Here is a 22,347-nt window from a genome sequence, read left to right as displayed (position 1 = left end):
CTTGGAGAGATTGATGAACGTTCGTAACCCCGCAGTGCGGTTCGGCCTGCTGCCGGCCGGCATTGCGCTGGCGCTGGCGCCCGCCTTCGCTTCCGCACAGGAAGCACCGGAAGCAAAGGGCACCACCGACCTGGACCGCATTTCGGTCACCGGCTCGCGCATCCGCGGCGCTGCCGTTGAAACCCAGCAGCCGATCGTCACCCTGAGCCGTGAGAACCTGGAAAAGCAGGGCTACACCTCGGTTGCCGACGTCCTGCAGAACCTGACCTCGGCCGGCTCCCCGGCCATCTCCCGTTCGGAGTCGCTGGCTTCGGGCGAAAACGTCGGTGGCTACTACGTCGACATCCGCAACCTGGGCGCGCAGCGCACCCTGGTGCTGATGAACGGCAAGCGCCTGGGCGCGACCACCGCCGGCTACCAGGATCTGAGCCAGATCCCGATGGCCGCCATCGAGCGCATCGAGATCCTGAAGGACGGCGCCTCGGCCATCTACGGTTCGGACGCCATCGCGGCCGTGGTCAACGTGATCACCCGCAAGCGCTTCGACGGCGCTGAAGCCAGCGTCTATGTCGGTCAGTACGGCAAGGGCGACGGCGACACCGAAACCTATTCGTTCACCCTCGGCAGCATGGGCGAGCGCGGCGGTGTCACCATGTCCGCCGAGTACTCCAAGCAGGATCCGGTGTGGGCGAAGGACCGTTGGTTCAGCCGTGACGGCAACGCCGGCCCGAACTACCCGGGTTCGGGTGCAAGCCCGATCAACCAGAAGGGTGGCTTCTGCGACCCGTGCGTCACCCCGAACCTGAAGCAGGGCGAGCCGGGCTATGTCGGCCCGAGCGACCAGCGCTGGTACACCCTGCGTGATGGCGGCAACCCGGCCAACCGCGCCGACTACCGTCTGGAAACCTCCGCTGACGCCGTCAATGCCAACCAGCAGATGATGGTGCAGACCGGTATCGAGCGTAAGTCGCTGTACGTCAACGGCAACTACGACTTCACCGACGCGATCTCGTTCAACGCTGACGTGCTCTACAACGAGCGCAACACCACCCAGCAGATCGCAGGCTATCCGTACCAGTCGGCATCCTTCGACACCCCGCTGTCGGCCGACAGCGCGTTCAACCCGACCGGTGAAGACCTGACCTTCCGCCGCCGTCTGTGGGAAGTGCCGCGCACCACCGAAAGCCAGGTCAAGACCCTGCGCTTCGCCCCGAGCATCAGCGGCTTCTTCGACTTCGCCGGCAAGACCTTCGACTGGGACGTCGGCGCGCTGTGGAACCGCAACGAAACCACCAAGCGTGGTCACGGCGACATGAGCCTGATCGCATCGGAACAGGCGCTGGGCGCTTCGTTCATCGGTGCTGATGGCGTCGCCCGCTGCGGCACCAGCATGTCCGATCCGCTCGCCACCAGCGGCTGCCGTCCGTGGAACCCGCTGCTGCCGTTCGGCGTTGCCGGTGCCGGTTCGCTGGCCGACCAGGCCACCCAGGACTTCCTGTTCCCGTACTTCACCGATACCGGTCTGACCAAGACCACCAGCTTCACCGCCAACCTGTCGGGTTCGATCGTGACCCTGCCGGCCGGTGACCTGGGCTTCGCCGTGGGCGTCGAGCACCGCAAGGAAGAAGGCCGCTTCTCGCCGGACGCCTTCGCACAGTCGGGCCAGTCCACCGGCCTGGGCGCGCAGACCACCCAGGGTGAGTACTCGCTGGACGAGGTCTACCTGGAACTGAACGTGCCGGTCCTGGCGGACATGCCGTTTGCCAAGGAACTGACCCTGAATGCTGCGACCCGTTACTCGGATTACAGCAACTTCGGCGACACCCTGAACTCGAAGTTCGGCTTCACCTGGCGTCCGCTGGACGAGCTGCTGGTTCGTGGTACCTGGGCTGAGGGCTTCCGTGCTCCGACCATCGACAACCTGTACGGTGGCCTGAGCAGCAGCTTCGAGTCGTACACCGATCCGTGCGGCATCACCGCGCCGGGTTCGGTCAACGGCAACGCGGCCTGCTCGGCGGCGGGCGTCCCGGTCGGTTACACCCAGCTGGGCCAGGGCCTGATTCCGTGCACCTCGACCCCGTGTGCGACGCCGGACCAGTTCATCTCGGGTGCCAACCCGAACCTGACCCCGGAAACCTCCAAGAGCACCACCGTTGGCCTGGTCTGGAGCCCGCGCTGGGTGCAGGGCCTGGACATCTCGCTGGACTGGTACAAGTACGAAATCAGCGACATGATCATCGCTGACAGCGTCGACCGCATCCTGCGTGACTGCTACGTGCTGGGCGATGCTTCGCGTTGCGCCGCGCACACCCGTGCAGGCGATGGCCACATCAACGGCATGACCTACGGCCTGGCCAACCTCGGCCAGATGGAAACCCAGGGCTACGACCTGGGCATCAAGTACCGCCTGCCGGAGCTGGCCATCGGCCAGTTCGCGATCGACTGGCAGACGAGCTACCTGGCCAAGTACGACGAGCAGGGCCAGAACGCTGACGGTGACAACATCACCATCGGCCGTGTCGGTGAGCCGGGCCTGTTCCGCGTGCGTTCGAACCTGGGCCTGACCTGGTCGAAGGGTGACTTCGGCGTGGCGTACACCGCGCGTTACTACTCGGGCATGAACGAAGCCTGCGTGGCCAACCGTCCGTGCGACGACGCCGACCGCTACCAGAACGGTGAGAAGTCGCCGCTGCGCAAGACCGGCTCCAACACCTTCCACGACCTGCAGGTCAGCTGGAAGGCACCGTGGGATGCCACCATCGCGCTGGGCGCCAACAACGTGTTCGACCACAAGGGTCCGATCATGTTCACCCAGCCGAACTCGAGCTTCGCCTACTACGGCGGCTTCGACGTGGGTCGCTTCCTGTACATGAAGTACACCCAGCGCTTCTGATCCATCGAAGTGCGATAGCAGAACGAGGAGGGCGGACCGCAAGGTCCGCCCTTTTCGTTTCTGTAAGGGAATTCTGATCAGGTCGGGAAAGTGAGTGCGGTCACTGTCTGCTCTTGTCGCATTCAGCACAGTAGGTGCGTCCAATACCGGACACTGGGAGATGGATATGAAGCGCACGCTTTTCCGCCAGGTATCGGCCGCCGTCCTGATCTATGCAACGCTGGTGGGCTCGCTGTCCGCACAGAACATCATCGTCTGCGGCGGCGGTGTGTACTGCGAGCAACTCCGGCTGGAGTGCCTGGCCAAGGGCAACGCCCCGGCCCTGTGCGAGCGTCAATGGCGTCTGTGCGTGCTGGACGCCTGTCCGCAGCGCTGAGAGAGAAAAAAGGGCGCGTCCGTTGGACGCGCCCTCATGCGAGGTGACGGCAGTCGCCTGCGTGCTGCTCAGGCGTCAGTGGGTGTCAGCCCCATCAGTGCATTGGCATGCTCACGCCACTGCGGCAGTCGATTGAGCACGCCCGCGCGCTGCAGGTAGTCCTCGTCAACGGGATCGCCGTTGACCAGCGCCAGTGCCACGTGCACCGCCCCGGTCACCCAGAAGCTGCGGGTCGTGGCACGTTGCGGCTGCAGGTGGAACGCCACCGCTTCGATGATCGGCATCGGCAGGCCCCACAGCCCCAGCAGGTAGGCGCCGGCTTCGGCGTGCCCGGGACGGAGGTCGCCGGCCAGCGCAGGCTCGCTGCGCTCGTTGCGGACGCCCGGCAGCAGCAGGCCGATGTCAGCCAGCAGCGCCGCGGTGGCACCCAGTTCCGCACTGGAATCGGGCAGCAGGCGGGCGGCCAGGCGCGAGGCGAGCAGGGCGCGCTGCTGCAGCGAGTTGCGTTCGGCCGCAGACAGCGTCGGTGCCGAGAACACCTCGCTTGCCAGGACCAGGTCGCGCAGGGTGGACAGGCCCAGTCGGGTGACCGCCGTGCGCAGATCGGCGATGGTGCGGCCCTGGCTGAAGAAGGCCGAGTTGGACAGCTGCAGGACTTTCGCGGCGATGGCAGGATCGGCGGCGACCAGTTTGGCCACATCGGCGCTGTCGGTATCGTCATCGTGTTCCAGGGCCTGGGTCAGGCTCAGGTACAGGTGCGGCGGCGAAGGCAGCTTCTCGATGCGGCCGATGGCATCACGCAGGCGCGGGCTGTCCAGCACCTCGCGCAGCTCTTCCAGGCTGGTCAAGGCCTCCAGCAGCACTTCCGGCGCCAGTGGCAGCGGCAGGAAGCGGTGGGCAACGCCGATCAGGCGCGCCGGTGGTGGCCGGTTGCCGTGCTGGGCATCGACCAGGGCGATACGGATGGTTTCCGGGCGCAGTGTCCGGATCTGCCCCAGCAAGGTGGTGGCATTGAGGTCCGGCAGCTGCGGGCAGACGATCACCGCGTCCACGCCCTGCGTCGCCACTGCCGTCATCGCGGTGTGGCCGTCGGCGGCGGTCAACGGCTGCCAGTCTTCCCCAAGATCGGCAATGAATTCGGTCAGCTCGGCCGGCAGGCTGGCTGCATCTCCAACAAGCAGAATACGCACGACACAATCCCCTGGCTGTCTCGACGCTGGATGTCGACGACGTGTGAAGTGACGCAATTTACCTAATACAGCACCCGGAGTGCTGTGCCGTGGTGTTGAAACGTGACCCGCATCGCTCCGGCAGGACACACCGGAGCGACGCGGTTCAGGATCAGGCCTTGCTGCCTTCCAGGTAGCGCGCGTGCGCTTCGACCAGGATCTGCTTGGCTTCCGCCGCACCGCCCCAGCCGTCGAGCTTGACCCACTTGCCCTTTTCGAGGTCCTTGTAGTGCTCGAAGAAGTGGCCGATGCGCTCCAGCCAGTGGCTGGAGACCTGCTCGATGTCCTCCACGTGGGCATAGCCGCTGAAGATCTTGGCGACCGGCACGGCCAGGATCTTCTCGTCGCTGCCGGCCTCATCGCTCATCTTCAGCACGCCGACCGGGCGGCAGCGCACCACCGAGCCCGGCACCAGCGGCAGCGGCAGCACCACCAGCACGTCGGCCGGATCACCGTCGCCGCACAGGGTGCTGGGCACGTAGCCGTAGTTGCACGGGTAGCGCATCGGGGTCGACAGGATGCGGTCGACGAAGATCGCGCCGGTTTCCTTGTCCACTTCGTACTTCACCGGCTCCGAGTCCTTCGGGATCTCGATGATGACGTTGATTTCTTCCGGCGGGTTCTTGCCGGGCGAGACGAGTTCCAGACCCATGGTCGTGCTCCAGGTGGGGATGTAGGCGGATAGCCCTCCATTTTATGCCTTTGCAGGCCGCTGTGCAGGTGGGGCGACCCCTACAGGCCGCTGCGCAGGCGGACGACCTGCGGCGCCCGCCTTGCCCGATGGGCCCGGAAGGCCGGCCGGCGCAGGCTGCTGGCTCGTTCCCTGGGAGATATCCGCCATGTCCTGGACAACCCGCTGCTGCGGCACGTTCCTGTTGTTCGCAACCCTGCCGGCGCTGGCACATGCCAGCCATGTCGACCTTGTCGACTACCCCTCGCCCCAGGCCAATTGGCACCGCTTCCACCGGTTGCAGGCGTCGCTGGTGCGCGAGTTCGACGGCATCTGCGCCGACACCTTCTGCGAAGGTGAGTACAGCAACTACCGGGTACTGACGTTCCGCTGTGCCGTGCAGGTCGACGCCGGCACCGTACGCCACTGCGCCTGGGGCATCGTGGCCAGCGAGCTGCAGGTCGAACCGGTCCGCGGCGAAGTGCAGGTGGACAATGCGCGCTGGATCTGCCCCGTCACCCTTGGGGAGGGGATTCCGGTGGAGGTGTTCCACGCGACGCTGGAGCAGGAGGAGGGCGCGTTCGAGCCCTTCCCCGGAACCGATGTGACGCTCTTCGACACACTGCCGACCTGCCTGGGGCGGCCGGGCAATGCCGGGAGGGCCGCCTGATGCGCGCGCTGAGGAGGGTTGTTCTTGCAGGCCTGATGGGCCTGGCCGGCGCGGCACACGCTGCGCCGGCCTATGTGGATGCATGCACGCCTGTTCCCCAACCAGGCGGCTGGGTGGCAACGCTTCCTGGCGGTCGAACGGTCGCTGCGGCAGAGCTTTGACCACGTCTGCGGTGACACCTTCTGCGAAGGCGAATACAGCAATCTGCTGCCGATGCGGTTGCGCTGCTCGGTGCATGCGGCGAGCGGCGCCATCCAGAGCTGCATCTGGACCTTCGCCGGCAGCGCCACCGCGGTGGCTGATGATGGACGGATCGATGTCGACCTGCGCAGTTTCGCCTGTCCACTGCCCGTGGCGACGGGAACACGGCTTGAGGACTTCCTCCGTGCGCTGGAGCAGGCCGCGCCCGTCCGTGCGATCCATGTCACGCCGCCAGGCAGCCGCATTTCGATTCACGAGGGGCTGATCGGTTGCCTGTGATCCTCTCAAATGAGAACGTGACTGATTCGCATTGACGGTGTAGCATGCGCGGCGCCCTCCCGTCGTACCGGCTCCGCGCATGCCATCCAATGCCGCCACCCTCACCGAACTGCTGATCCGAGAGCGGCCGGCGCTGCTGCGCCGGGTGCAGCGCATCCTGGGGGGCGACCCGGGTGCGGAGGACGTGATCCAGGCTGTCTGGTTCAAGGCCCGCGGGGTGGGCAACGCCCCGTTGATCGACAATCCCAGGGCCTATCTGTACCGCCTGGCAGCCAACCTGGCGACCGATCACGGGCGCGAGTCGACGCGCCGCAACCGCCTGTTGGCCGATCACTACCTGTGGGGACCGGACGAGGCTACGTCCACGTCCACCGAAGAGCAGGTGATGGCGCAGGATGAGTTGCAGCGTGTCCTCGATGCGGCCAGCCACCTGCCGGAGCCGACCCGCGCCATCTTCCGGCTCAATCGGCTGCAGGGCCTGACCCAGGCCGAGATCGCGCGTCGCCTTGGCGTGTCGGTCACCACCGTGGAGAACCACATCCGCGCCGCGTTGCAGCGCCTGGCCTGGGCCCGCAGCGGCCGCTGAGCGGACGCGCTTGGGGATGGGGCTGGCTCAAACGTCTTGATGGCTGGACTGTACCTGCGGTCCAGTTCCCTCTCCCCGCGCGTGAATATTCCTGTCCGCCAGCCAATGAGCCCGCCGAACACTTCTTCTCCCGCCGCCTGCGAAGACGTCGTGGCCGAACAGGCCATGCGCTGGATCGCATGGCTGGCATCGGGCGACATCACCGATGCTGGCATGTGCGAATTCGAAGAGTGGCTGGCGCAACCGGGCCATCGCCACGCCTTCGAGCAGCAGCGCACGCTGTGGCGCAGCCTCGGCCCCCGGCCGGCTGTCGCGTCTGCGGTGCGGCGCCGGCGTCAGCGGCTGCGCTGGATGACGGCTGCCGCTGCCGCCCTGGCGATGCTGATGGTCTGGCCCGAGGCGTCCCTGCGCCTGCAGGCGGACCACCGCAGCCGCCAGAGCGTCCAGCATGTGCAGTTGCCCGACGGCAGCCGTGCGGTGCTCGACGCGGACAGCGCGATCGCCGTGCACTTCGATGCGGGCACTCGGCGCGTCGATCTGCTGCGTGGCCGCGCCTGGTTCGAGGTGGTCGCCGATCCGCAGCGGCGCTTCAGCGTGGCCGCAGGCACCGGCGTGGTTCAAGACATCTCCACGGCATTCTCCGTGTCGCGGGTCGAGGAAGCGGTTGAAACCCAGGTCGGGCAGGGCAGGGTGCGCGTGGCCGCCCCGGCCGACAGTGGCTGGACCTATCTGCAGGCGGGGCAGCGTGCGCAGTACGGTTCCGCGTCCGGCGTCGTCCGCCTTAGCGATGTCGCTGCCGACAGCGTGGGTGCGTGGCGCCAGGGCGAACTGCTGCTTGAGCAGGCCAGTGTCGCCGATGCAGTGCATCTGCTCGGCCGCTATCGTGCTGGTCTGACCTTCGTGCAGGGCGACCTTTCGACCTTGCCGGCCGTGAGCGCCGCGCTGCGTATCGACCGCCCCGAACAGGCCCTGGATGCACTCGCGGAGACGACGGGGCTGAGGATCACCCGCCTGCCGATGGGTGTGGTCATCGTTCACAGATGACGCCGCGTCACGCGTGGAGACGTGGTCTGCAGTGATCCCCCTTGGGGCTGTGGCGCTGCCGTTCGTCTTACTCCACGAACGTACCCGCAGCCGCCACGTACGTCGCCGTGTCCACGCGTGCCGTGGATGACGCCGCGCCTGCGGCTCCGCTTTCCTGACAGGTTTCTCCATGTTCGATTCCCCACGTCCGGGCCGCACTCCGCGCCCGTCCCGCCTGTGTGTCGCACTGCTCGCCGCCGGTATTGCCGGCGCAGTACCGCCCGCGCTGGCCCAGGATACTGCCAACCCGCAGGCAGCCGCGCAGCGCTTCGACATTCCCGCGCAGCCGCTCGACAGCGCGTTGCGCAGCTACATGCGGCAGTCCGGCGTACAGGTGGTCTATCCGGCTGCGTTGGCCAGCGGCGTCACGTCGCAGGCGGTCAGCGGCCCGCTCACCGCAGACGAGGCGCTGGCGCGGCTGTTGCAGGGCAGTGGCATGGGCGTGCGCCGTGTCGGCGACGGTGCAGTGACACTGGCAGCGGCCGGCGCCCTGCAGGCGCAATCGCCGACCATCACCGGCCCGCTGCGTGTGGCCGGCGATCGCGTCGCTGAAGGCATCGGCAGCGACGAGGCGCGCCTGCTCGACACCTATCGCAGCGTCGGCTCGACCACCACGCTGGATCGCACAACGCTGGAGCGCTTCCGTGGCACATCCAACGGCGACATCGTCAAGGGCGTGGCCGGGGTCACCGCCGGTGATCCGCGCGTGGGCAACGGTTTCGACGTGAACATCCGCGGCATCCAGGGCCAGAGCCGCGTGCCCGTCATCATCGATGGCGGGCAGTCCAGCATGGACACCTACCGAGGCTACGCCGGCCAGTCACAGCGCAGCTATCTTGATCCGGACCTGATCTCACGCCTGACCATCACCAAGGGCCCCAGCCTGCAGGCCAACGCGTCCGGCGGCATCGGCGGTGTGGTGGAGATGGAGACGCTGACCGTCGGCGACATCCTGCGCGAGGGCCGCGACGTCGGTGTCCGCGTACGCGGTGGTCTGGCCAACGCCAGTGCCAACAACGTGCCGGCATACAGCGCCGTACCCCGCACGGACCGCAGTGCTACCGGAAGCCAGTTCTTCAACGTTGCCGCCGCTGGGCAGTGGGACCGCTTCGACCTGGTCGCGGCGTACGCCCACCGCGACAACGGCAACTATTTTTCCGGCAGACACGGATACGATGACTTTCCGCAGACGCGGCGCACGCTGGCACCGTTGAATCCGCCGCGTACCGAAGTGTTCAACACCTCCTCGCGCTCGACGTCGGCCCTGCTCAAAGGCACCTGGCGCATCGACGATGCGCAGACCCTCGAAGCCGGCTATCGCCGCTATGAAGGCCGCGCCGGCGAGATCATGGCCTCGCAGATCATCCGCGTTGAGCGGGATCGCATCCCACAGTGGGATCCCGGCCACGTCGACATGGACAGCTACAGCCTGCGCTATCGCTTCGATCCAGACAGCGAACGGATCGATCTGCGCGTCAACGCCTGGTACACCGATGCTGACAGCGTGATGTACAACAGCCTGACCGGCATCACGCCGTGGTACTTCGACCGCCGTACCGAGTGGTACGACGCGCCGAGTTTCAGCGGCGATCCGGGCTACAAGGATGCCTACCGCAATCCGCTGCGACAGAAGCGCTTCGGCCTGGATGCCAGCAACACCTCGATCTTCGACACCCGTGCAGGCGTGTTCACCCTCGACTACGGCCTGTCCTACAGCGACGAGGACATCGCACCGGGCAGCTCCGCACCGATCAAGCAGGATGATCTGGTCAACAACCGTTTCCTGCGCAACGCTGAACGCAAGGAATACAGTGCGGTGGCGTCGCTGAAGTGGCAGCCCGACGAACACTGGGAGTTGATGGCCGGTGGCCGCTGGAACCGGGTGGACGTGCATGACCGCAATCGTCTGGCCACACCCGATGCCTATGAAGTGCAGGGACAGTACCGCTACACCGAGCTGCTGGATGGCAACCCGGCACTGCCCTCCTGGCGCGCCAAGCGCATCGCGCTGCTGAACTGGTATCCGGACGCCGAGGGTGCGTTCACCCAGGCCTCGCTGTTGGCCTCGCCGTACAAGAAAGGCACAGTGGCTGACATCGGTGGCTGGAACTTCTACGACGCTGACGCACCGGAAGACCTGGAGGTGCCGGTCAGCTGGACCTGGTCGCAGCCGATCCGTCGCCGCGACAGTGCCTTCTCACCCACCGCCAGCGTGGCCTATCGCTTCAGCGAGGACACGATGGTCTACGTGAAGTACGCCGAGGGCACCAAGCTTCCGAGCCTGTTCGAGACGACACTGGGCCTGTTCACCGCCGCCAAACCCGTCGGAGAGCTGAAGCCGGAGCGCGCGCGCAGTTGGGAAATCGGTGCCAGCACCGTCCACCATGACCTGTTCACCGCCGGCGATCGCCTGGCGCTGAAGCTGGCGTACTTCGATACGCGCATTGATGACCTGATCACGCGTGACTACCGCACGCTGTCGGCTGGCCTGATCCGCAACGTCGACCAGTTCAAGGTATCAGGCATGGAGTTCCAGTCCAGCTATGACAGCGGCAAGGTATTTGCCGACCTGTCCGCGCATTACTACTTCAAGGCCAAGACCTGCGCCCCGGACATCGCCGCCGAGCGCCGGGCGTACGGTGCACAGCGCAACAACGATGAACTGGCCAGTACGCCCAACTGCGTGGACGGTGGCTTCGAGGGTTCCTACACCAATACGCAGAACCCGCCTCGCTACATGGTGAACCTGACGGCTGGATCGCGCCTGTTCGACGAGCGCCTGACCTTCGGCACCCGGGTGATCCACAACGCCGGCCCGATCAGCAGACTGGACAAGGACTGGAATGTCGGCCTGTCGGCGATCCAGCAGCTGTACCGGCCCACCACCCTGGTGGATCTGTTCGCCAGCTGGCGCTTCAGCGACCAGCTGTCGGTGGAGGCGAACGTGGACAACGTGACGGATCGTTACTATCTCGATCCGCTCGCCCTGGGCGTGATGCCCGCCCCGGGCCGTACCGCGCGCCTTGCGTTCACCTGGAGGTACTGATTACCTGCGCAGAGCGCCTTCGGTGGGTGCGGACCTTGGTCCGCACCGCCTTGCCGCGACCGCGGGCTTACAGCCCGGTCGCTGCCTTCACCGCATCTTCGTGCAGCGACTCGTTCAGTTCATCGACCACCGTGCTCCAGGCCGCATCGGCCTGCAGCGATTCGGCCAGGAACTGCCGCTGGCCATCGTTCCAGTAGGGCGCGTCGGCCACCGCCACGCCGGTAGCCAGCTGGTGGTCGCGGATGAAGCGGGCGATGCCCTCGGCGCTGGCATCCAGGCCCAGCTGCAGGAACAGGTTGGTCATGCGCGGTTCGGTGGTGATCATCATCGGTTCCCGGCGGGAAAGAGGGAGGGGCATTATCGACGCAAGCGGGCTTGGGGAAAGCCCTGCGCCGCACGTCTACAGCAGGACCTCTCTCCCAGGTACCCTCCATGAACGCACATATCGCTCCTGAAGACAGCCGCAGCCTGCGCCTCAAGGCCGCCACACGCGACAGCCACGGCGCACTGGACAAGCGCATCATGGCCGGTGACATCTTTGCCGATCTCGGCAGCTTCGCCCGCTTCCTGCGCGTGCAGTACCGCTTCCATCGCAGCATCGACCGGCTGTACGCCAGCCCGGCGCTGGAGGCATTGCTGCCGGGGCTGGCCGGGCGTCGGCGTCTGCAGCAGGTGGCAGCTGATCTGCACGACCTGGGGCAGGATCTCCCTGGCGCGGACATGGCGCCGTTGGCAGGTGACCTGCCGTTGCCGGTGGCGCTGGGGTGGCTGTACGTGGCCGAAGGCTCCAACCTGGGGGGCACGGTGCTGTACAAGATGGCCGCGCGGCTTGGCCTGGACCAAGGGTTCGGTGCCCGCCACCTGGCTGCGCACCCGGATGGCGCGGCCCGCCACTGGCGGGAATTCACCGCCGCGTTGGATGCGGTGCCCCTGAGCGCCGCGCAGGAACAGCAGGTGATCGATGCCGCCGATGCCGCGTTCCGCAGCGTGCATGGCCACGTTGAAATCGAGTTCGGCTGATGCCCGGACTCTGCCTGCGGGCGATGCGCTGATGCGCTGGCTGTGGTTCGCGCTGGGCTGGATGATGGTCGGGCTGGGGGTGATCGGCGCGTTGCTGCCGGTGATGCCCACCACCATTTTCCTGATCCTGGCGCTGGGCTGCTTCGCGCGCAGTTCGCCACGGTTCGAGCAACGGCTGCTGGCACATCCGCGCTACGGCCCGCCGCTGCGACTGTGGCGGGAACAGGGCGCCGTGTCGCGCCGGGGCAAGGCATTGGCCAGCGCTGGCATGGCGGTGGGGTTCGCCTTGCTCTGCTGGGGCGCACACCCTTCCTGGCGGCTGCTGCTGGGCGTGGGCCTGTTCTTCGCGGTCAGCGCCGGCTATGTGCTCAGCCGGCCGGCGCCACGGTTGGAGCCGCCCCAGAGTGTCGAACGTGGCGATGTCGGCGATCCGCGCCGCTGTGGGCGTCGCTGGAATCGCTGAGTCCGCGTGAGGGGATGGAGCCGGGCCCACGCCCGGCTCCACCGATCCGCTACAGCAGCGGCACCAGCAGCAGCGCCACGATGTTGATGATCTTGATCAGCGGATTGATCGCCGGCCCGGCCGTGTCCTTGTACGGGTCGCCGACCGTGTCGCCGGTCACCGCGGCCTTGTGCGCTTCGCTGCCCTTGCCGCCGAAGTGGCCATCCTCGATGTACTTCTTGGCGTTGTCCCAGGCACCGCCGCCGGTCGTCATCGAAATCGCCACGAACAGGCCGGTGACGATCGTACCGATCAGCAGGCCCCCCAGCGCGCGTGGGCCCAGCAGCAGGCCGACCACCACCGGCACCACCACCGGCAGCAGCGAGGGCAGGATCATCTCGCGGATCGCAGAACGGGTCAGCATGTCCACGGCCTTGTCGTACTGCGGCTTGCCGGTGCCCTGCATGATGCCGGGGATGTCGCGGAACTGCCGGCGCACTTCCTCCACCACCGCGCCGGCGGCACGACCCACCGCCTCCATGGCCATCGCGCCGAACAGGTACGGAATCAGGCCGCCGATCAGCAGGCCGATGATCACCGTGTGGTCACTGAGGTCGAAGCGGAACTCCTGCCCGGGGTTCGCCGCCTGCAGATTGTGCGTGTAGTCGGCGAACAGCACCAGCGCCGCCAGCGCCGCCGAGCCGATCGCATAGCCCTTGGTCACTGCCTTGGTGGTGTTGCCCACCGCGTCAAGCGGATCGGTGATGTCCCGGATCTCCGAGGGCAGTTCGGCCATCTCCGCGATGCCGCCCGCGTTGTCGGTGATCGGTCCGTAGGCGTCGAGGGCCACGATCATGCCGGCCATCGACAGCATGGCAGTAGCGGCGATGGCGATGCCGTACAGGCCGCCCAGCGCGTAGGCGCCCCAGATCGCGGCACAGACCGCCACCACCGGCAGCGCGGTGGACTTCATCGAGATGCCGAGGCCGGCGATGATGTTGGTGCCATGTCCGGTGGTCGACGCCTGGGCGACGTGCTGCACCGGCTTGTACTGGGTACCGGTGTAGTACTCGGTGATCCAGACGATCAGGCCGGTCAGGACCAGGCCGATGAGGGCGCAGCCATACAGCGCCAATGGACCGTGCACGTTGTCGGACATCAGCCCCGTGGTGATCGGGTAGAAGGCGATCGCCGCCAGAACACCCGACACGATCACGCCCTTGTACAGGGCCCCCATGATCGAGCCACCGGGCTTCACCTTGACGAACAGCGCGCCGATGATCGATGCGATGATCGACACGCCTCCCAGCACCAGCGGATACAGCACGGCGTTGGCGCCGGCTTCGGCGAGCATCAGGCTGCCCAGCAGCATGGTTGCGATCACCGTGACCGCGTAGGTTTCGAACAGGTCGGCGGCCATGCCGGCGCAGTCACCGACGTTGTCGCCGACGTTGTCGGCGATCACCGCCGGGTTGCGCGGATCGTCTTCGGGAATGCCGGCTTCGACCTTGCCGACCAGGTCGGCGCCGACGTCGGCGCCTTTGGTGAAGATGCCGCCGCCCAGGCGCGCGAAGATCGAGATCAGGGAAGAGCCGAAGGCCAGGCCGACCAGCGCATGCAGCGCCTGGTCCATCTGCAGCCCGAGCCGCAGCAGCAGGGCGTAATAGCCGGCCACGCCCAGCAGGCCCAGGCCGACCACCAGCATGCCGGTGATCGCACCGCCACGGAACGCTACGTCCATCGCGGCGCTGATGCCGTTGCGTGCGGCTTCAGCGGTCCGCACGTTGGCGCGCACCGACACGTTCATGCCGATGTAGCCGGCAACGCCGGACAGCACCGCACCCACCGCGAAGCCGACAGCGGTGTACCAGCTCAGGAACACGCCTACGAGCACGAACAACACCACGCCGGCGATGCCGATGGTCAGGTACTGGCGGTTCAGATAGGCGCGTGCGCCCTCCTGGATCGCGGTGGCGATCGCGACCATGCGCTCATTGCCGGTGGGTTGGCGCAGGATCCAGCGCGCCGAGACGATTCCGAACAGGATCGCGAGAATGGCGCAGCCCAGCGCCAATGACAGCCCGTGACGTTCCAGCATTAGACCCCTCCGCAGAATGGATGATGAGCATCCAGTGGCGATGAACTTCACCACGAGGGGGACGACGGGCTGCAGCCTGGAACCAACCCGTGCCGACCGTGGCGGTCGTCCGACGTATGGCGGTGTTCAGCATTCCCTGGTGGCCGCAGTATGCGTGCACATGCGCCCGGATGGTAGCGCCGTGCGTGGAAGGCGCAGCGCTTGCCCCTCCACCGACGCGCCTTTGCACCCTGTTAAGCCTTCCTCTGCAAGCCTGCGCTCAGTCCTGAAGGAGACCCTCCCATGCGTCTGTCCCTGTTGATGCTTGCCGCCCTTGTGCCGGCAATGCCTGCATCTGCCGCCGAGACCCCGGAACTGCAACGCGCGGTGGGTGCGCCGCAGGCGGTGGGAGCGGTACACACGCTGCGGCAGATTCCCGAAGCCTGTGCGCGGCTGGAGGGCGCCTTCACCGGCCAGGCTGCCGAGCCGTATCGATTCGCCGTGGTCCGTACCAGCGAGCAGTGCCAGCCGCGCGCTCGTTTTGTCGACTTCGCCAAGGCGCAGCCCGCTGTCGACAAGGGCTGGAAGCTCAATGACGTGATCCGCGTGCCCAGCGCGACGTGCCCGGCACAGCAGGCGGTGGTGCGGGTGTGGCGTCTGCCGGTCGACAACCGCCAGGCGCTGGACGGCCAGGGGCAGTCGCGCATCTATCTGGAAGAAGCAAAGAAGCAGGCCGCCGCCGGCAAGATTCCGCAGGTGACGATGTTCGCCGCGCAGCTGCAGGTGGAAGGCAAGGCCTGCAACTGACGCCGTCCGGCAGGGCGAAGCCACGCAGGGCGTGGATGTACTTCGGCGCGCACCGGTAGCGTCGGGCCATGCCCGGCGGAGAACCCGGTAGTGCCGGCCGCTGGCCGGCACCCCTGCCATCACTCGGCCAGCTTCGCACCGCGGGCCACCAGCAGGTCACGCAGTGCCGAACGATGGCAGTGCGCCTCATCCTCGCAGTAGCAGCCCACGCTGATGTCGGTGTGCTGCGACAGCGCGGCCAGCAGATCCAGCGCGTGGGCTGCGTCGGGCGCCTTCATCTCGGCACGGTAGCTGCGGAAGAAGGCATTCCAGTCGGCCGCGGTGGTCGCCCCGCGAGCCTGTTTCACCCGTTCCGCGCTGGGCGACAACGTCGGGAACCACACGTCGTACCAGTCCTGGCGGGCGAACTCGCTGCGTGGCACGCCGCGCGGCGGGCGGCGTACGGTGCCGATGCGCAGGCCTTCGCCCGGAACGCGCGGAGAACCGAGGCGGACGATCCGCAGGGCCATGATCGCAGTCAGACCTCGAAGGCCGGCAGCGTCTTCTTCACTGCCACGTTCTTCAGCGTCACATACTTCGGCAGGCCATCGGCGCCGTACGGCAGTGGCGCTTCGCCCTTGATCAGCGGTGACAGATAGGCGCGCGCCCGGGCAGTGATGCCGAAGCCGTCGCGCCGGATGAAGCCGGCTGGCATCTTCTTCTCGTGGTTGGCGATCTTCGACAGCGGCGCGGACTCGATCTTCCAGCGGTACGGTGCGTCGCTGCTGCGCACGATCACCGGCATCACCCCGTTCTGACCCTTCAATGCCAGTTGCACGGCCGCCTTGCCCACGGCCTGCGCCTGGTCCCAGTCGGTGCGGCTGGCGATGTGACGTGCCGAGCGCTGCAGGTAATCGGGCAGGGCCCAGTGCACCTTCAGCCCCAACTGGTCCTTGACCCGGCCAGCGAGGTGCGCGGCGACGCCGCCCAACTGCGAATGACCGAATGAATCCTTGCTGCCGCCGGCATCGGCGACGAAGCGGCCATCCGCCGTGGCGATGCCCTCGGAGGCCACGACCACGCAGTACCCGACGCGTTCGACCACCGCCTTGACCTTGGCCAGGAAGGCCGCCTCGTCATAGGCACGTTCGGGCAGCAGGATGATGTGCGGGGCCTCATCGTCGCCATTGCCGGCCAGGCCTGCGGCAGCGGCCAGCCACCCGGCATGGCGGCCCATCGCTTCGTAGATGAAGACGCGGGTGGAGGTCTCGGCCATCGCCGCGACATCCAGCGCCGCCTCGCGCACCGACACCGCGGTGTACTTGGCCGCCGAGCCGAAGCCGGGGCAGGTATCGGTAACAGCCAGGTCGTTGTCGATGGTCTTCGGCACGCCGATGCAGGTCAGGTCGTAGCCGGAGGCCTTGGCCAGCTGCGAGACCTTCAGCGCGGTATCGGCCGAGTCGTTGCCGCCGTTGTAGAGGAACCAGCGCACGTCGTGCGCGCGCAGGACCTGCAGCAGACGTTCGTAGCGCGCACGGTCGGCATCGAGCGACTTCAGCTTGAAGCGGCACGAACCGAAGGCACCGCCCGGTGTATGGGCGAGGGCGCGGATGGCCGCCGCACTCTCCCTGCTGGTATCGATCAGCTCTTCGCGCAGGGCGCCCAGAATGCCGTTGCGGGCCGCCAGGACCTTGATGCCCTTGGCCCGGGCCTGTTCGATCACCGCCGCAGCGGTGGCGTTGATGACCGCGGTGACACCACCGGACTGGGCATAGAGGAGGGTACCGTTGCGCATGCTTCTACCTGCTCAGGGGAGGGACATTGCAGGGACATTACCCGGATGCGGTAAAGTGGCGCTATTGCGGTGCAGCGATACCGGACCGTCCGGGGCGCGAACCTTCTTTGTTTTCAACACGTTGGAGTCAGGTCAATGCGATTGGTTCTGTTGGGACCGCCCGGTTCGGGCAAGGGGACACAGGCGACGCGCCTGAAGGACAAGCTGGGCATCGCCCATATCTCGACCGGTGACATGCTGCGTGCGGAGATCGCTGCGGGCTCGGAGCTGGGCAAGCAGGCGAAAGCGGTGATGGATGCCGGCAACCTGGTGTCGGACGAGATCCTGCTGGGCATGCTTGAGTCGCGGCTGGCCCAGGCGGATGTCGCCAAGGGCTTCATCCTGGATGGCTACCCGCGCAACGTGGCGCAGGCCAATGCGCTGGACGGCCTGCTGGCCAAGATCGGTCAGCCGCTGGATGCGGTGGTGCAGCTGGATGTGGCCACCGAACTGCTGGTCGAACGCATCGCCGGCCGCGCCAAGGAGCAGGGCCGCGCCGACGACAATCCCGAATCGGTGCGCCAGCGCCTGCAGGTCTACAACGACCAGACCGCGCCGGTGGTGGATTTCTATGCAGGCCGGGGCACCCTGGCCCGCGTCGATGGCGTCGGCGAGCTCGACGAGATCGAAGCCCGCATCCTGGCCGCGATCAAGGCCTGAACCAGGCGCGCGGCCGGCTGCGGTCGGCATGCAGAACACAGGCCTGGTCCTTGCGGACCAGGCCTGTGTCGTTTTCATAGGTGCCAGCGGAGGGCTTGCTCAGGGCCCCGCAGCATGAGCTCCCTTGGGGATGGCCTCTTGGGGAGTAGGACCGGTTCGGGTACTGCGGCTGGCAATCCGAATTGTGTCCGGGTTCACAGAACATCGCTATCGGGAATTCCCTGACAGGTGGCTGGAGTTTTCTCACATCGGGTGTAGGACTTGTCTGACCCCATTACGGACATTGGCCCTATACAGCCGTGATCGGTCACAATCCTCGCTCATGAGCAGCGTACATATCCTTGCAATCGCCGGCACCTTCATGGGTGGCGTGGCCGCCCTGGCGCGGGAACTGGGCCATACGGTCAGCGGCAGTGACCAGGCCATCTATCCGCCGATGTCGACCCAGCTGGAGCAGCTGGGCATCACCCTGGACCAGGGCTACCGGGTCGACAGCGTGCCGGCGGGCACCGACCAGGTGGTGATCGGCAACGCGCTCTCGCGTGGCAACCCGGCCGTGGAGGCGGTGCTCGACGCCGGCCAGCGCTACAGCTCCGGCGCGCAGTGGCTGTCCGAGCAGGTGCTGCCGGGCCGCGACACGCTGGCTGTGGCCGGCACCCACGGCAAGACCACCACCACGACCATCCTCACCTGGCTGCTGGAGAATGCCGGTCGCGCACCGGGTTTCCTGATCGGCGGCGTGGCCGAGGATTTCGGCGTTTCCGCCCGCCTCGGCCAGGGCCGTGAGTTCGTGGTGGAAGCCGATGAGTACGACACCGCCTTCTTCGACAAGCGCAGCAAGTTCGTCCACTACCGGCCGCTGGTCGCCATCCTCAACAATCTCGAATACGACCACGCCGACATCTTCCCGGACGTGGCCGCGATCCAGCGCCAGTTCCACCATCTGGTGCGCACCGTGCCGGCGCGCGGCCGCCTGATCGTCAACGGCGAGGACGTGCACCTGGCCGAAGTGCTGGCAATGGGCTGCTGGACGCCGGTCGAGCGTTTCGGATTCGATCCGGCGCTGGAATGGCATGCCGAACTGCTGGCCGCCGATGGCAGCGCCTTCCGCGTGCACCATCACGGGCAAGCGCTGGGCGATGTGCAATGGTCGCTGCTGGGGCGGCACAACGTTCTCAATGGCCTGGCTGCGCTGGCCGCTGCCCATGCGGTGGGCGTGGCACCGGCCGAGGTGATCCCGGCGCTGGCGCGCTTCCGCAGCGTCAAGCGGCGCATGGAAGTGATCGGCAGCCACGACGGCATCACCGTCTACGACGACTTCGCGCACCATCCCACCGCGATCGCCACCACCCTCGAGGGCCTGCGCGCCAAGGTGGGCGATGCACGCATCGTGGTGGCGATGGAACCGCGCAGCAATTCGATGCGGCTGGGCGCACATGCACACGCGCTTGCGCCCTCGCTGGCGCTGGCCGACGAGGTGGTGTTCCTGCATCGTCCCGAGCTGGCCTGGGACGCAGCGTCGGTGATCGCAGCGGTGCGCGGCCACGCGCACGCGGTACCCGATACCGACGCATTGCTGGCACAGCTGCAGGAGCGCGTGCACCGCGGTGACCACGTGGTGTTCATGTCCAATGGTGGCTTCGACGGCGCGCCGCGCCGTTTCCTCGCAGCATTGCAGGCGCGATGAGCACGGACGCGTCACTGCCCCTGTTCCCGCTGCACGCCACCCTGCTGCCTGGCGCGGCGATCGGCCTGCGCGTGTTCGAGCGCCGCTATCTGGACCTGATCCGCGACAGTGGCCGCAGTGCGGAGGGATTCGGCGTCTGCCTGATCCTTGATGGCCAGGAGGTCGGTGCGCCGGCAACGCCGGCCGCCTACGGTGTGCAGGTACGCATCGAGGACTTCGATGTCGGCGCCGACGGCGTGCTGCAGCTGCGCCTGCGCGGTACCCGCCGCTTCCATGTCGAGCGCACCCGGGTGCGCGACAACGGCCTGGTGGTGGCCGATGTGCGCTGGTGCGAAGAAGACCCGGATGACGAGTTGCGTCCACAGCATGCGCTGCTGGCCACCGTGCTGGGTCACATCATCGAGCAGGCCGGCGAAGCCTACGCTCCGGCCAACCCTGCGTTGCTGGACCAGGCAAGCTGGGTCGGCTGGCGCCTGGCCGAGCTGCTGCCGTTGAGCGAACAGCAGCGCCTGCAACTGCTGCAGACGGACGATCCGCATCAGCGCCTGCAGCAGCTGCTGGGCTGGATGCCGTAAGAATCATTCGCGCAGCGCTTGGAACTGGTGCCGCTGGGCATGGCCCGGCGCTACCGACCGGGTTGCTGGATCCGCCGGGCATGGCCCGGCGCTACCGACCGGGTTGCTGGATCCGCCGGGCATGGCCCGACGCTACCGACCGGGTTGCTGGATCCGCCGGGCATGGCCCGGCGCTACCACACGGCATCGCGGTAGCGCCGGGCCATGCCCGGCGGCATCCTCACGGCGCGATGGTCTTCAGCCGCAGTACCGGCAACCCGGTTTCGCCGTGCACATCCTCGCGTTGCGGCAGGTCCTGCACGGCGTCCTTCACCGCGTTCAAGGCTGGATCCACGCCGCGCAGCGGATGCCACATACCGATCCACTGGAAGTGGCGCTCGTAGCGCAGGGTCTGTGCGCTGCCCAGCCAAAGTGGCGTGTCGCCCGGCTGCAGCTGCACGGCGGCCGGCCACAGGCGCAGCACGTAGCGCTCGTCCGGACGCGCCCCCTGGCGCACCATCAGCAATGCTTCCACGCGCGTGTCCAGCGTTGCCGGCAAGACCGGCAGCTGCTCCGCACCGGTGTCCTTGTCCAGCATCAGCAGTGCTTCCTGCCAGCCGGCCTGCTCCTGCAGCGTCCAGCCACGTGCCTCCAGCTGTGCCTGCAACGGGGCCAGGGGACCGGCAACCTGCACATCGAGCGGCCAGCGCTGGTCATCGTCGAACTCGTTGCGGCGCGCCGGCAGCGCGGACCAGTCGTGCTGCCACCACGCCTGCATATCCATCGCCTGCGCGGCGGGCAGGGACGGCTCGAAACGTTCCAGCTTCACCGGGATGTTGCGCGGCGCATACCACATCGCGGCAACGGCGAAGACGCCGTAGAACAGCCAGGCGACCGGTTTGACCCAGAACGACCGGTTGAACCGGCGGCGGTAAGCGATGCCCAGCACCAGCAGCCAGAACGTGCCGAACAGCATGCCGCCGATCACATCGCTCAGCCAGTGTGCGCCCAGATACAGGCGCGAGAAGCCGATCAGGCTGACCACGATGCCCGATACGAGGTACGGCCAGACGCGGGTGCGGCCGGGCATCTCGCGCGCGATCAGGACCGCGAAGAAGCCGAAGGTGATGGTGGCCATGGTCACCGATACCGACGGGAAGCCGAAGCCGCTGCTGGCGTCGACCGGGCGGACCACATCCACGGTCGCGCCGAGCAGCAGGGTCAGGGCCAGGCCGAAGGCGAGCGCGGCGAGCCAGTGCGCCGCAGCCATCCAGCGCCGGCGCCAGATCAGGTAGCCCATCGCCGCGGCGGTGGCCGGCAGCAGTACCGGCCATGCGCCGAGCGAGGCCAGCGCCGCCATCGGGTAGTCGGCCAGCGGGTTGCGCAGCGCCAGCATGGCCTGGTGCACCAGCAGATCGACCGCAAGCGGTTCACCGTGCGCGACCACCAGGGTGAGCAGTGCGAACCAGCCCCAGCCGAGCAGCAGCAGCATCAGTGCCAGCATCGCCAACGGCACCGACTCGCGGCGCTTCGGGTCGAGCACGCCGACCGTGTAACGGCCCAGGGTCGGATGGCGGTTGGACCAGTCGAGCAGGCGCGACAGCCAATGATCCATGCGCGCGGCGGACCAGCGATAGCCGTACAGCACGATCGCCCAGACCAGGCTGAGGATCACCGCGAGCAGGCCGACCACCACCACCAGGCGACCTGCCACGGCCGCGACCGCGTCATAGGCTTCGCCCAGGATCCAGCCTGGCGCCAGGAACAGCACGGCCCAGGAAATGCTGGCGATGCCGCTGGCCTGCATGTAGCGGCTGGCGGGCATGTTCATCATGCCGGCGATGGCGGGGACGAACGGCCGGATCGCGCCGACGTAGCGGGCCACCAGAATGCTCTTGAAGGCATTGCGGCGGAACAGGTTCTCGCCACGGTCCAGCAGTTGCGGGTAGCGGCTGAACGGCCACACGCCGCGCAGGCGATCGCCCCAGCGGCGGCCGATCCAGTAGCTGATGCCGTCGCCCGCGAACGCACCCAGCGCTGCCGCAGCGACCGCGTACGGCCCGGAGATCTGGCCAAGGCCGATGAACACGCCCACGGCGAACAGCAGGGGCAGTGCGGGCACGATGGCGCCGAGAATGATGACCGCATCGCAGAACGCGATCAGAAAAATGACCGCGCCCGCCAGCACGGGATGAGCGGCAATCCACGCGAGGGTGGCGTCGATCCATGAAGAGTCCATTGCCCGATTATAAAG

The 22,347-nt window shown here is 67.2% G+C and carries 20 protein-coding genes; 13 read left to right on the top strand and 7 right to left on the bottom strand.

What is annotated here, in order from left to right; translation table 11 throughout:
* Positions 1-13: 13 nt before the first annotated feature.
* Complete coding sequence (locus ACZLIF_RS17005) at positions 14-2,893, top strand: TonB-dependent receptor plug domain-containing protein (RefSeq protein WP_053519177.1); 2,880 nt, start codon at positions 14-16, stop codon at positions 2,891-2,893.
* Between the two features lie 166 nt (positions 2,894-3,059).
* Positions 3,060-3,269, top strand: a complete 210-nt coding sequence (locus ACZLIF_RS17000; RefSeq protein ID WP_053519179.1) for a hypothetical protein — start codon at positions 3,060-3,062, stop codon at positions 3,267-3,269.
* Between the two features lie 68 nt (positions 3,270-3,337).
* Here ACZLIF_RS17000 and ACZLIF_RS16995 read toward each other — a convergent pair whose 3' ends face one another.
* Positions 3,338-4,459, bottom strand: coding sequence for an HDOD domain-containing protein (locus tag ACZLIF_RS16995; protein WP_053519181.1), 1,122 nt, complete (start codon positions 4,457-4,459; stop codon positions 3,338-3,340).
* Between the two features lie 151 nt (positions 4,460-4,610).
* Entirely contained in the window at positions 4,611-5,150 is a 540-nt protein-coding gene (ppa, locus tag ACZLIF_RS16990) for an inorganic diphosphatase (protein ID WP_053519183.1), read from the bottom strand.
* Positions 5,151-5,337: 187 nt separating this feature from the next.
* On the opposite strand from ppa, the gene ACZLIF_RS16985 reads away from it, so the two are divergent.
* The 5 genes from ACZLIF_RS16985 to ACZLIF_RS16965 all read left to right on the top strand — a co-directional run bounded on the left by ACZLIF_RS16985 (position 5,338) and on the right by ACZLIF_RS16965 (position 11,033).
* Positions 5,338-5,838 (top strand): hypothetical protein, encoded by a 501-nt coding sequence (locus tag ACZLIF_RS16985; RefSeq protein ID WP_478462130.1) that lies wholly within the window; start codon positions 5,338-5,340, stop codon positions 5,836-5,838.
* Positions 5,839-5,916: 78 nt separating this feature from the next.
* On the top strand, positions 5,917-6,318 hold the full coding sequence (locus ACZLIF_RS16980) for a hypothetical protein (RefSeq protein ID WP_478462129.1): 402 nt from the start codon (positions 5,917-5,919) through the stop codon (positions 6,316-6,318).
* Positions 6,319-6,397: 79 nt separating this feature from the next.
* Positions 6,398-6,904, top strand: a complete 507-nt coding sequence (locus ACZLIF_RS16975; protein WP_053519189.1) for an RNA polymerase sigma factor — start codon at positions 6,398-6,400, stop codon at positions 6,902-6,904.
* Between the two features lie 105 nt (positions 6,905-7,009).
* The gene (locus ACZLIF_RS16970) at positions 7,010-7,948 is read left to right on the top strand and encodes a FecR family protein (protein ID WP_478462127.1); all 939 of its coding nucleotides are present in this window, start codon (positions 7,010-7,012) and stop codon (positions 7,946-7,948) included.
* A 169-nt stretch (positions 7,949-8,117) separates the two neighbouring features.
* Complete coding sequence (locus ACZLIF_RS16965; RefSeq protein WP_478462126.1) at positions 8,118-11,033, top strand: TonB-dependent receptor; 2,916 nt, start codon at positions 8,118-8,120, stop codon at positions 11,031-11,033.
* Between the two features lie 67 nt (positions 11,034-11,100).
* On the opposite strand, the gene ACZLIF_RS16960 is transcribed toward ACZLIF_RS16965, so the two are convergent.
* Complete coding sequence (locus ACZLIF_RS16960) at positions 11,101-11,358, bottom strand: DUF2789 domain-containing protein (protein ID WP_053519195.1); 258 nt, start codon at positions 11,356-11,358, stop codon at positions 11,101-11,103.
* 107 nt (positions 11,359-11,465) lie between these two features.
* Between ACZLIF_RS16960 and ACZLIF_RS16955 the strand changes: the two genes are divergently transcribed.
* Together ACZLIF_RS16955 and ACZLIF_RS16950 are read left to right on the top strand one after the other, a co-directional pair.
* Positions 11,466-12,053 (top strand): biliverdin-producing heme oxygenase, encoded by a 588-nt coding sequence (locus tag ACZLIF_RS16955; RefSeq protein ID WP_053519197.1) that lies wholly within the window; start codon positions 11,466-11,468, stop codon positions 12,051-12,053.
* A 31-nt stretch (positions 12,054-12,084) separates the two neighbouring features.
* Positions 12,085-12,516, top strand: coding sequence for a YbaN family protein (locus ACZLIF_RS16950; protein WP_343132746.1), 432 nt, complete (start codon positions 12,085-12,087; stop codon positions 12,514-12,516).
* Positions 12,517-12,565: 49 nt separating this feature from the next.
* Here the strand turns inward: ACZLIF_RS16950 and ACZLIF_RS16945 are convergent, their stop codons facing one another.
* A complete protein-coding gene (locus tag ACZLIF_RS16945) occupies positions 12,566-14,593 on the bottom strand; it encodes a sodium-translocating pyrophosphatase (protein ID WP_128990704.1) in 2,028 nt (675 codons plus the stop codon).
* Between the two features lie 282 nt (positions 14,594-14,875).
* On the opposite strand from ACZLIF_RS16945, the gene ACZLIF_RS16940 reads away from it, so the two are divergent.
* Positions 14,876-15,379 (top strand): hypothetical protein, encoded by a 504-nt coding sequence (locus ACZLIF_RS16940; protein ID WP_065175090.1) that lies wholly within the window; start codon positions 14,876-14,878, stop codon positions 15,377-15,379.
* Between the two features lie 119 nt (positions 15,380-15,498).
* On the opposite strand, the gene ACZLIF_RS16935 is transcribed toward ACZLIF_RS16940, so the two are convergent.
* The gene (locus ACZLIF_RS16935) at positions 15,499-15,888 is read right to left on the bottom strand and encodes a DUF488 domain-containing protein (protein WP_053519206.1); all 390 of its coding nucleotides are present in this window, start codon (positions 15,886-15,888) and stop codon (positions 15,499-15,501) included.
* Between the two features lie 8 nt (positions 15,889-15,896).
* Positions 15,897-17,153: a 6-phosphofructokinase gene (locus tag ACZLIF_RS16930; protein WP_053519209.1), complete on the bottom strand. Its 1,257-nt coding sequence runs from the start codon at positions 17,151-17,153 to the stop codon at positions 15,897-15,899.
* A gap of 135 nt (positions 17,154-17,288) precedes the next feature.
* Here ACZLIF_RS16930 and ACZLIF_RS16925 point away from each other — a divergent pair, with 135 nt between their 5' ends.
* The 3 genes from ACZLIF_RS16925 (at position 17,289) to ACZLIF_RS16915 (ending at position 20,114) form a co-directional block, all read left to right on the top strand.
* Positions 17,289-17,852 (top strand): adenylate kinase, encoded by a 564-nt coding sequence (locus ACZLIF_RS16925; protein ID WP_053519211.1) that lies wholly within the window; start codon positions 17,289-17,291, stop codon positions 17,850-17,852.
* Between the two features lie 322 nt (positions 17,853-18,174).
* On the top strand, positions 18,175-19,539 hold the full coding sequence (gene mpl / locus ACZLIF_RS16920; protein WP_065181702.1) for a UDP-N-acetylmuramate:L-alanyl-gamma-D-glutamyl-meso-diaminopimelate ligase: 1,365 nt from the start codon (positions 18,175-18,177) through the stop codon (positions 19,537-19,539).
* The gene (locus ACZLIF_RS16915) at positions 19,536-20,114 is read left to right on the top strand and encodes an LON peptidase substrate-binding domain-containing protein (RefSeq protein ID WP_478462124.1); all 579 of its coding nucleotides are present in this window, start codon (positions 19,536-19,538) and stop codon (positions 20,112-20,114) included. The genes mpl and ACZLIF_RS16915 overlap by 4 nt, the downstream gene beginning before the upstream one ends.
* Before the next feature lie 220 nt (positions 20,115-20,334).
* Here ACZLIF_RS16915 and ACZLIF_RS16910 read toward each other — a convergent pair whose 3' ends face one another.
* Positions 20,335-22,332, bottom strand: coding sequence for a bifunctional DedA family/phosphatase PAP2 family protein (locus ACZLIF_RS16910; protein ID WP_128988545.1), 1,998 nt, complete (start codon positions 22,330-22,332; stop codon positions 20,335-20,337).
* Positions 22,333-22,347: the final 15 nt, after the last annotated feature.

This window comes from Stenotrophomonas sp. 2201_Sma, assembly GCF_056486685.1.
This window is presented reverse-complemented; position numbering and strand designations above follow the sequence as displayed.

Excerpts from the sequence above, each read along its gene's own strand:
- ACZLIF_RS17005 (WP_053519177.1), top strand. The coding sequence starts at position 14 with ATGAACGTTCGTAACCCCGCAGTGCGGTTCGGCCTGCTGCCGGCCGGC.
- ACZLIF_RS17000 (WP_053519179.1), top strand. The coding sequence starts at position 3,060 with ATGAAGCGCACGCTTTTCCGCCAGGTATCGGCCGCCGTCCTGATCTAT.
- ppa (WP_053519183.1), bottom strand. The coding sequence starts at position 5,150 with ATGGGTCTGGAACTCGTCTCGCCCGGCAAGAACCCGCCGGAAGAAATC.
- ACZLIF_RS16985 (WP_478462130.1), top strand. The coding sequence starts at position 5,338 with ATGTCCTGGACAACCCGCTGCTGCGGCACGTTCCTGTTGTTCGCAACC.
- ACZLIF_RS16980 (WP_478462129.1), top strand. The coding sequence starts at position 5,917 with ATGCATGCACGCCTGTTCCCCAACCAGGCGGCTGGGTGGCAACGCTTC.
- ACZLIF_RS16975 (WP_053519189.1), top strand. The coding sequence starts at position 6,398 with ATGCCATCCAATGCCGCCACCCTCACCGAACTGCTGATCCGAGAGCGG.
- ACZLIF_RS16970 (WP_478462127.1), top strand. The coding sequence starts at position 7,010 with ATGAGCCCGCCGAACACTTCTTCTCCCGCCGCCTGCGAAGACGTCGTG.
- ACZLIF_RS16965 (WP_478462126.1), top strand. The coding sequence starts at position 8,118 with ATGTTCGATTCCCCACGTCCGGGCCGCACTCCGCGCCCGTCCCGCCTG.
- ACZLIF_RS16960 (WP_053519195.1), bottom strand. The coding sequence starts at position 11,358 with ATGATCACCACCGAACCGCGCATGACCAACCTGTTCCTGCAGCTGGGC.
- ACZLIF_RS16955 (WP_053519197.1), top strand. The coding sequence starts at position 11,466 with ATGAACGCACATATCGCTCCTGAAGACAGCCGCAGCCTGCGCCTCAAG.
- ACZLIF_RS16950 (WP_343132746.1), top strand. The coding sequence starts at position 12,085 with ATGCGCTGGCTGTGGTTCGCGCTGGGCTGGATGATGGTCGGGCTGGGG.
- ACZLIF_RS16945 (WP_128990704.1), bottom strand. The coding sequence starts at position 14,593 with ATGCTGGAACGTCACGGGCTGTCATTGGCGCTGGGCTGCGCCATTCTC.
- ACZLIF_RS16940 (WP_065175090.1), top strand. The coding sequence starts at position 14,876 with ATGCGTCTGTCCCTGTTGATGCTTGCCGCCCTTGTGCCGGCAATGCCT.
- ACZLIF_RS16935 (WP_053519206.1), bottom strand. The coding sequence starts at position 15,888 with ATGGCCCTGCGGATCGTCCGCCTCGGTTCTCCGCGCGTTCCGGGCGAA.
- ACZLIF_RS16930 (WP_053519209.1), bottom strand. The coding sequence starts at position 17,153 with ATGCGCAACGGTACCCTCCTCTATGCCCAGTCCGGTGGTGTCACCGCG.
- ACZLIF_RS16925 (WP_053519211.1), top strand. The coding sequence starts at position 17,289 with ATGCGATTGGTTCTGTTGGGACCGCCCGGTTCGGGCAAGGGGACACAG.
- mpl (WP_065181702.1), top strand. The coding sequence starts at position 18,175 with ATGAGCAGCGTACATATCCTTGCAATCGCCGGCACCTTCATGGGTGGC.
- ACZLIF_RS16915 (WP_478462124.1), top strand. The coding sequence starts at position 19,536 with ATGAGCACGGACGCGTCACTGCCCCTGTTCCCGCTGCACGCCACCCTG.
- ACZLIF_RS16910 (WP_128988545.1), bottom strand. The coding sequence starts at position 22,332 with ATGGACTCTTCATGGATCGACGCCACCCTCGCGTGGATTGCCGCTCAT.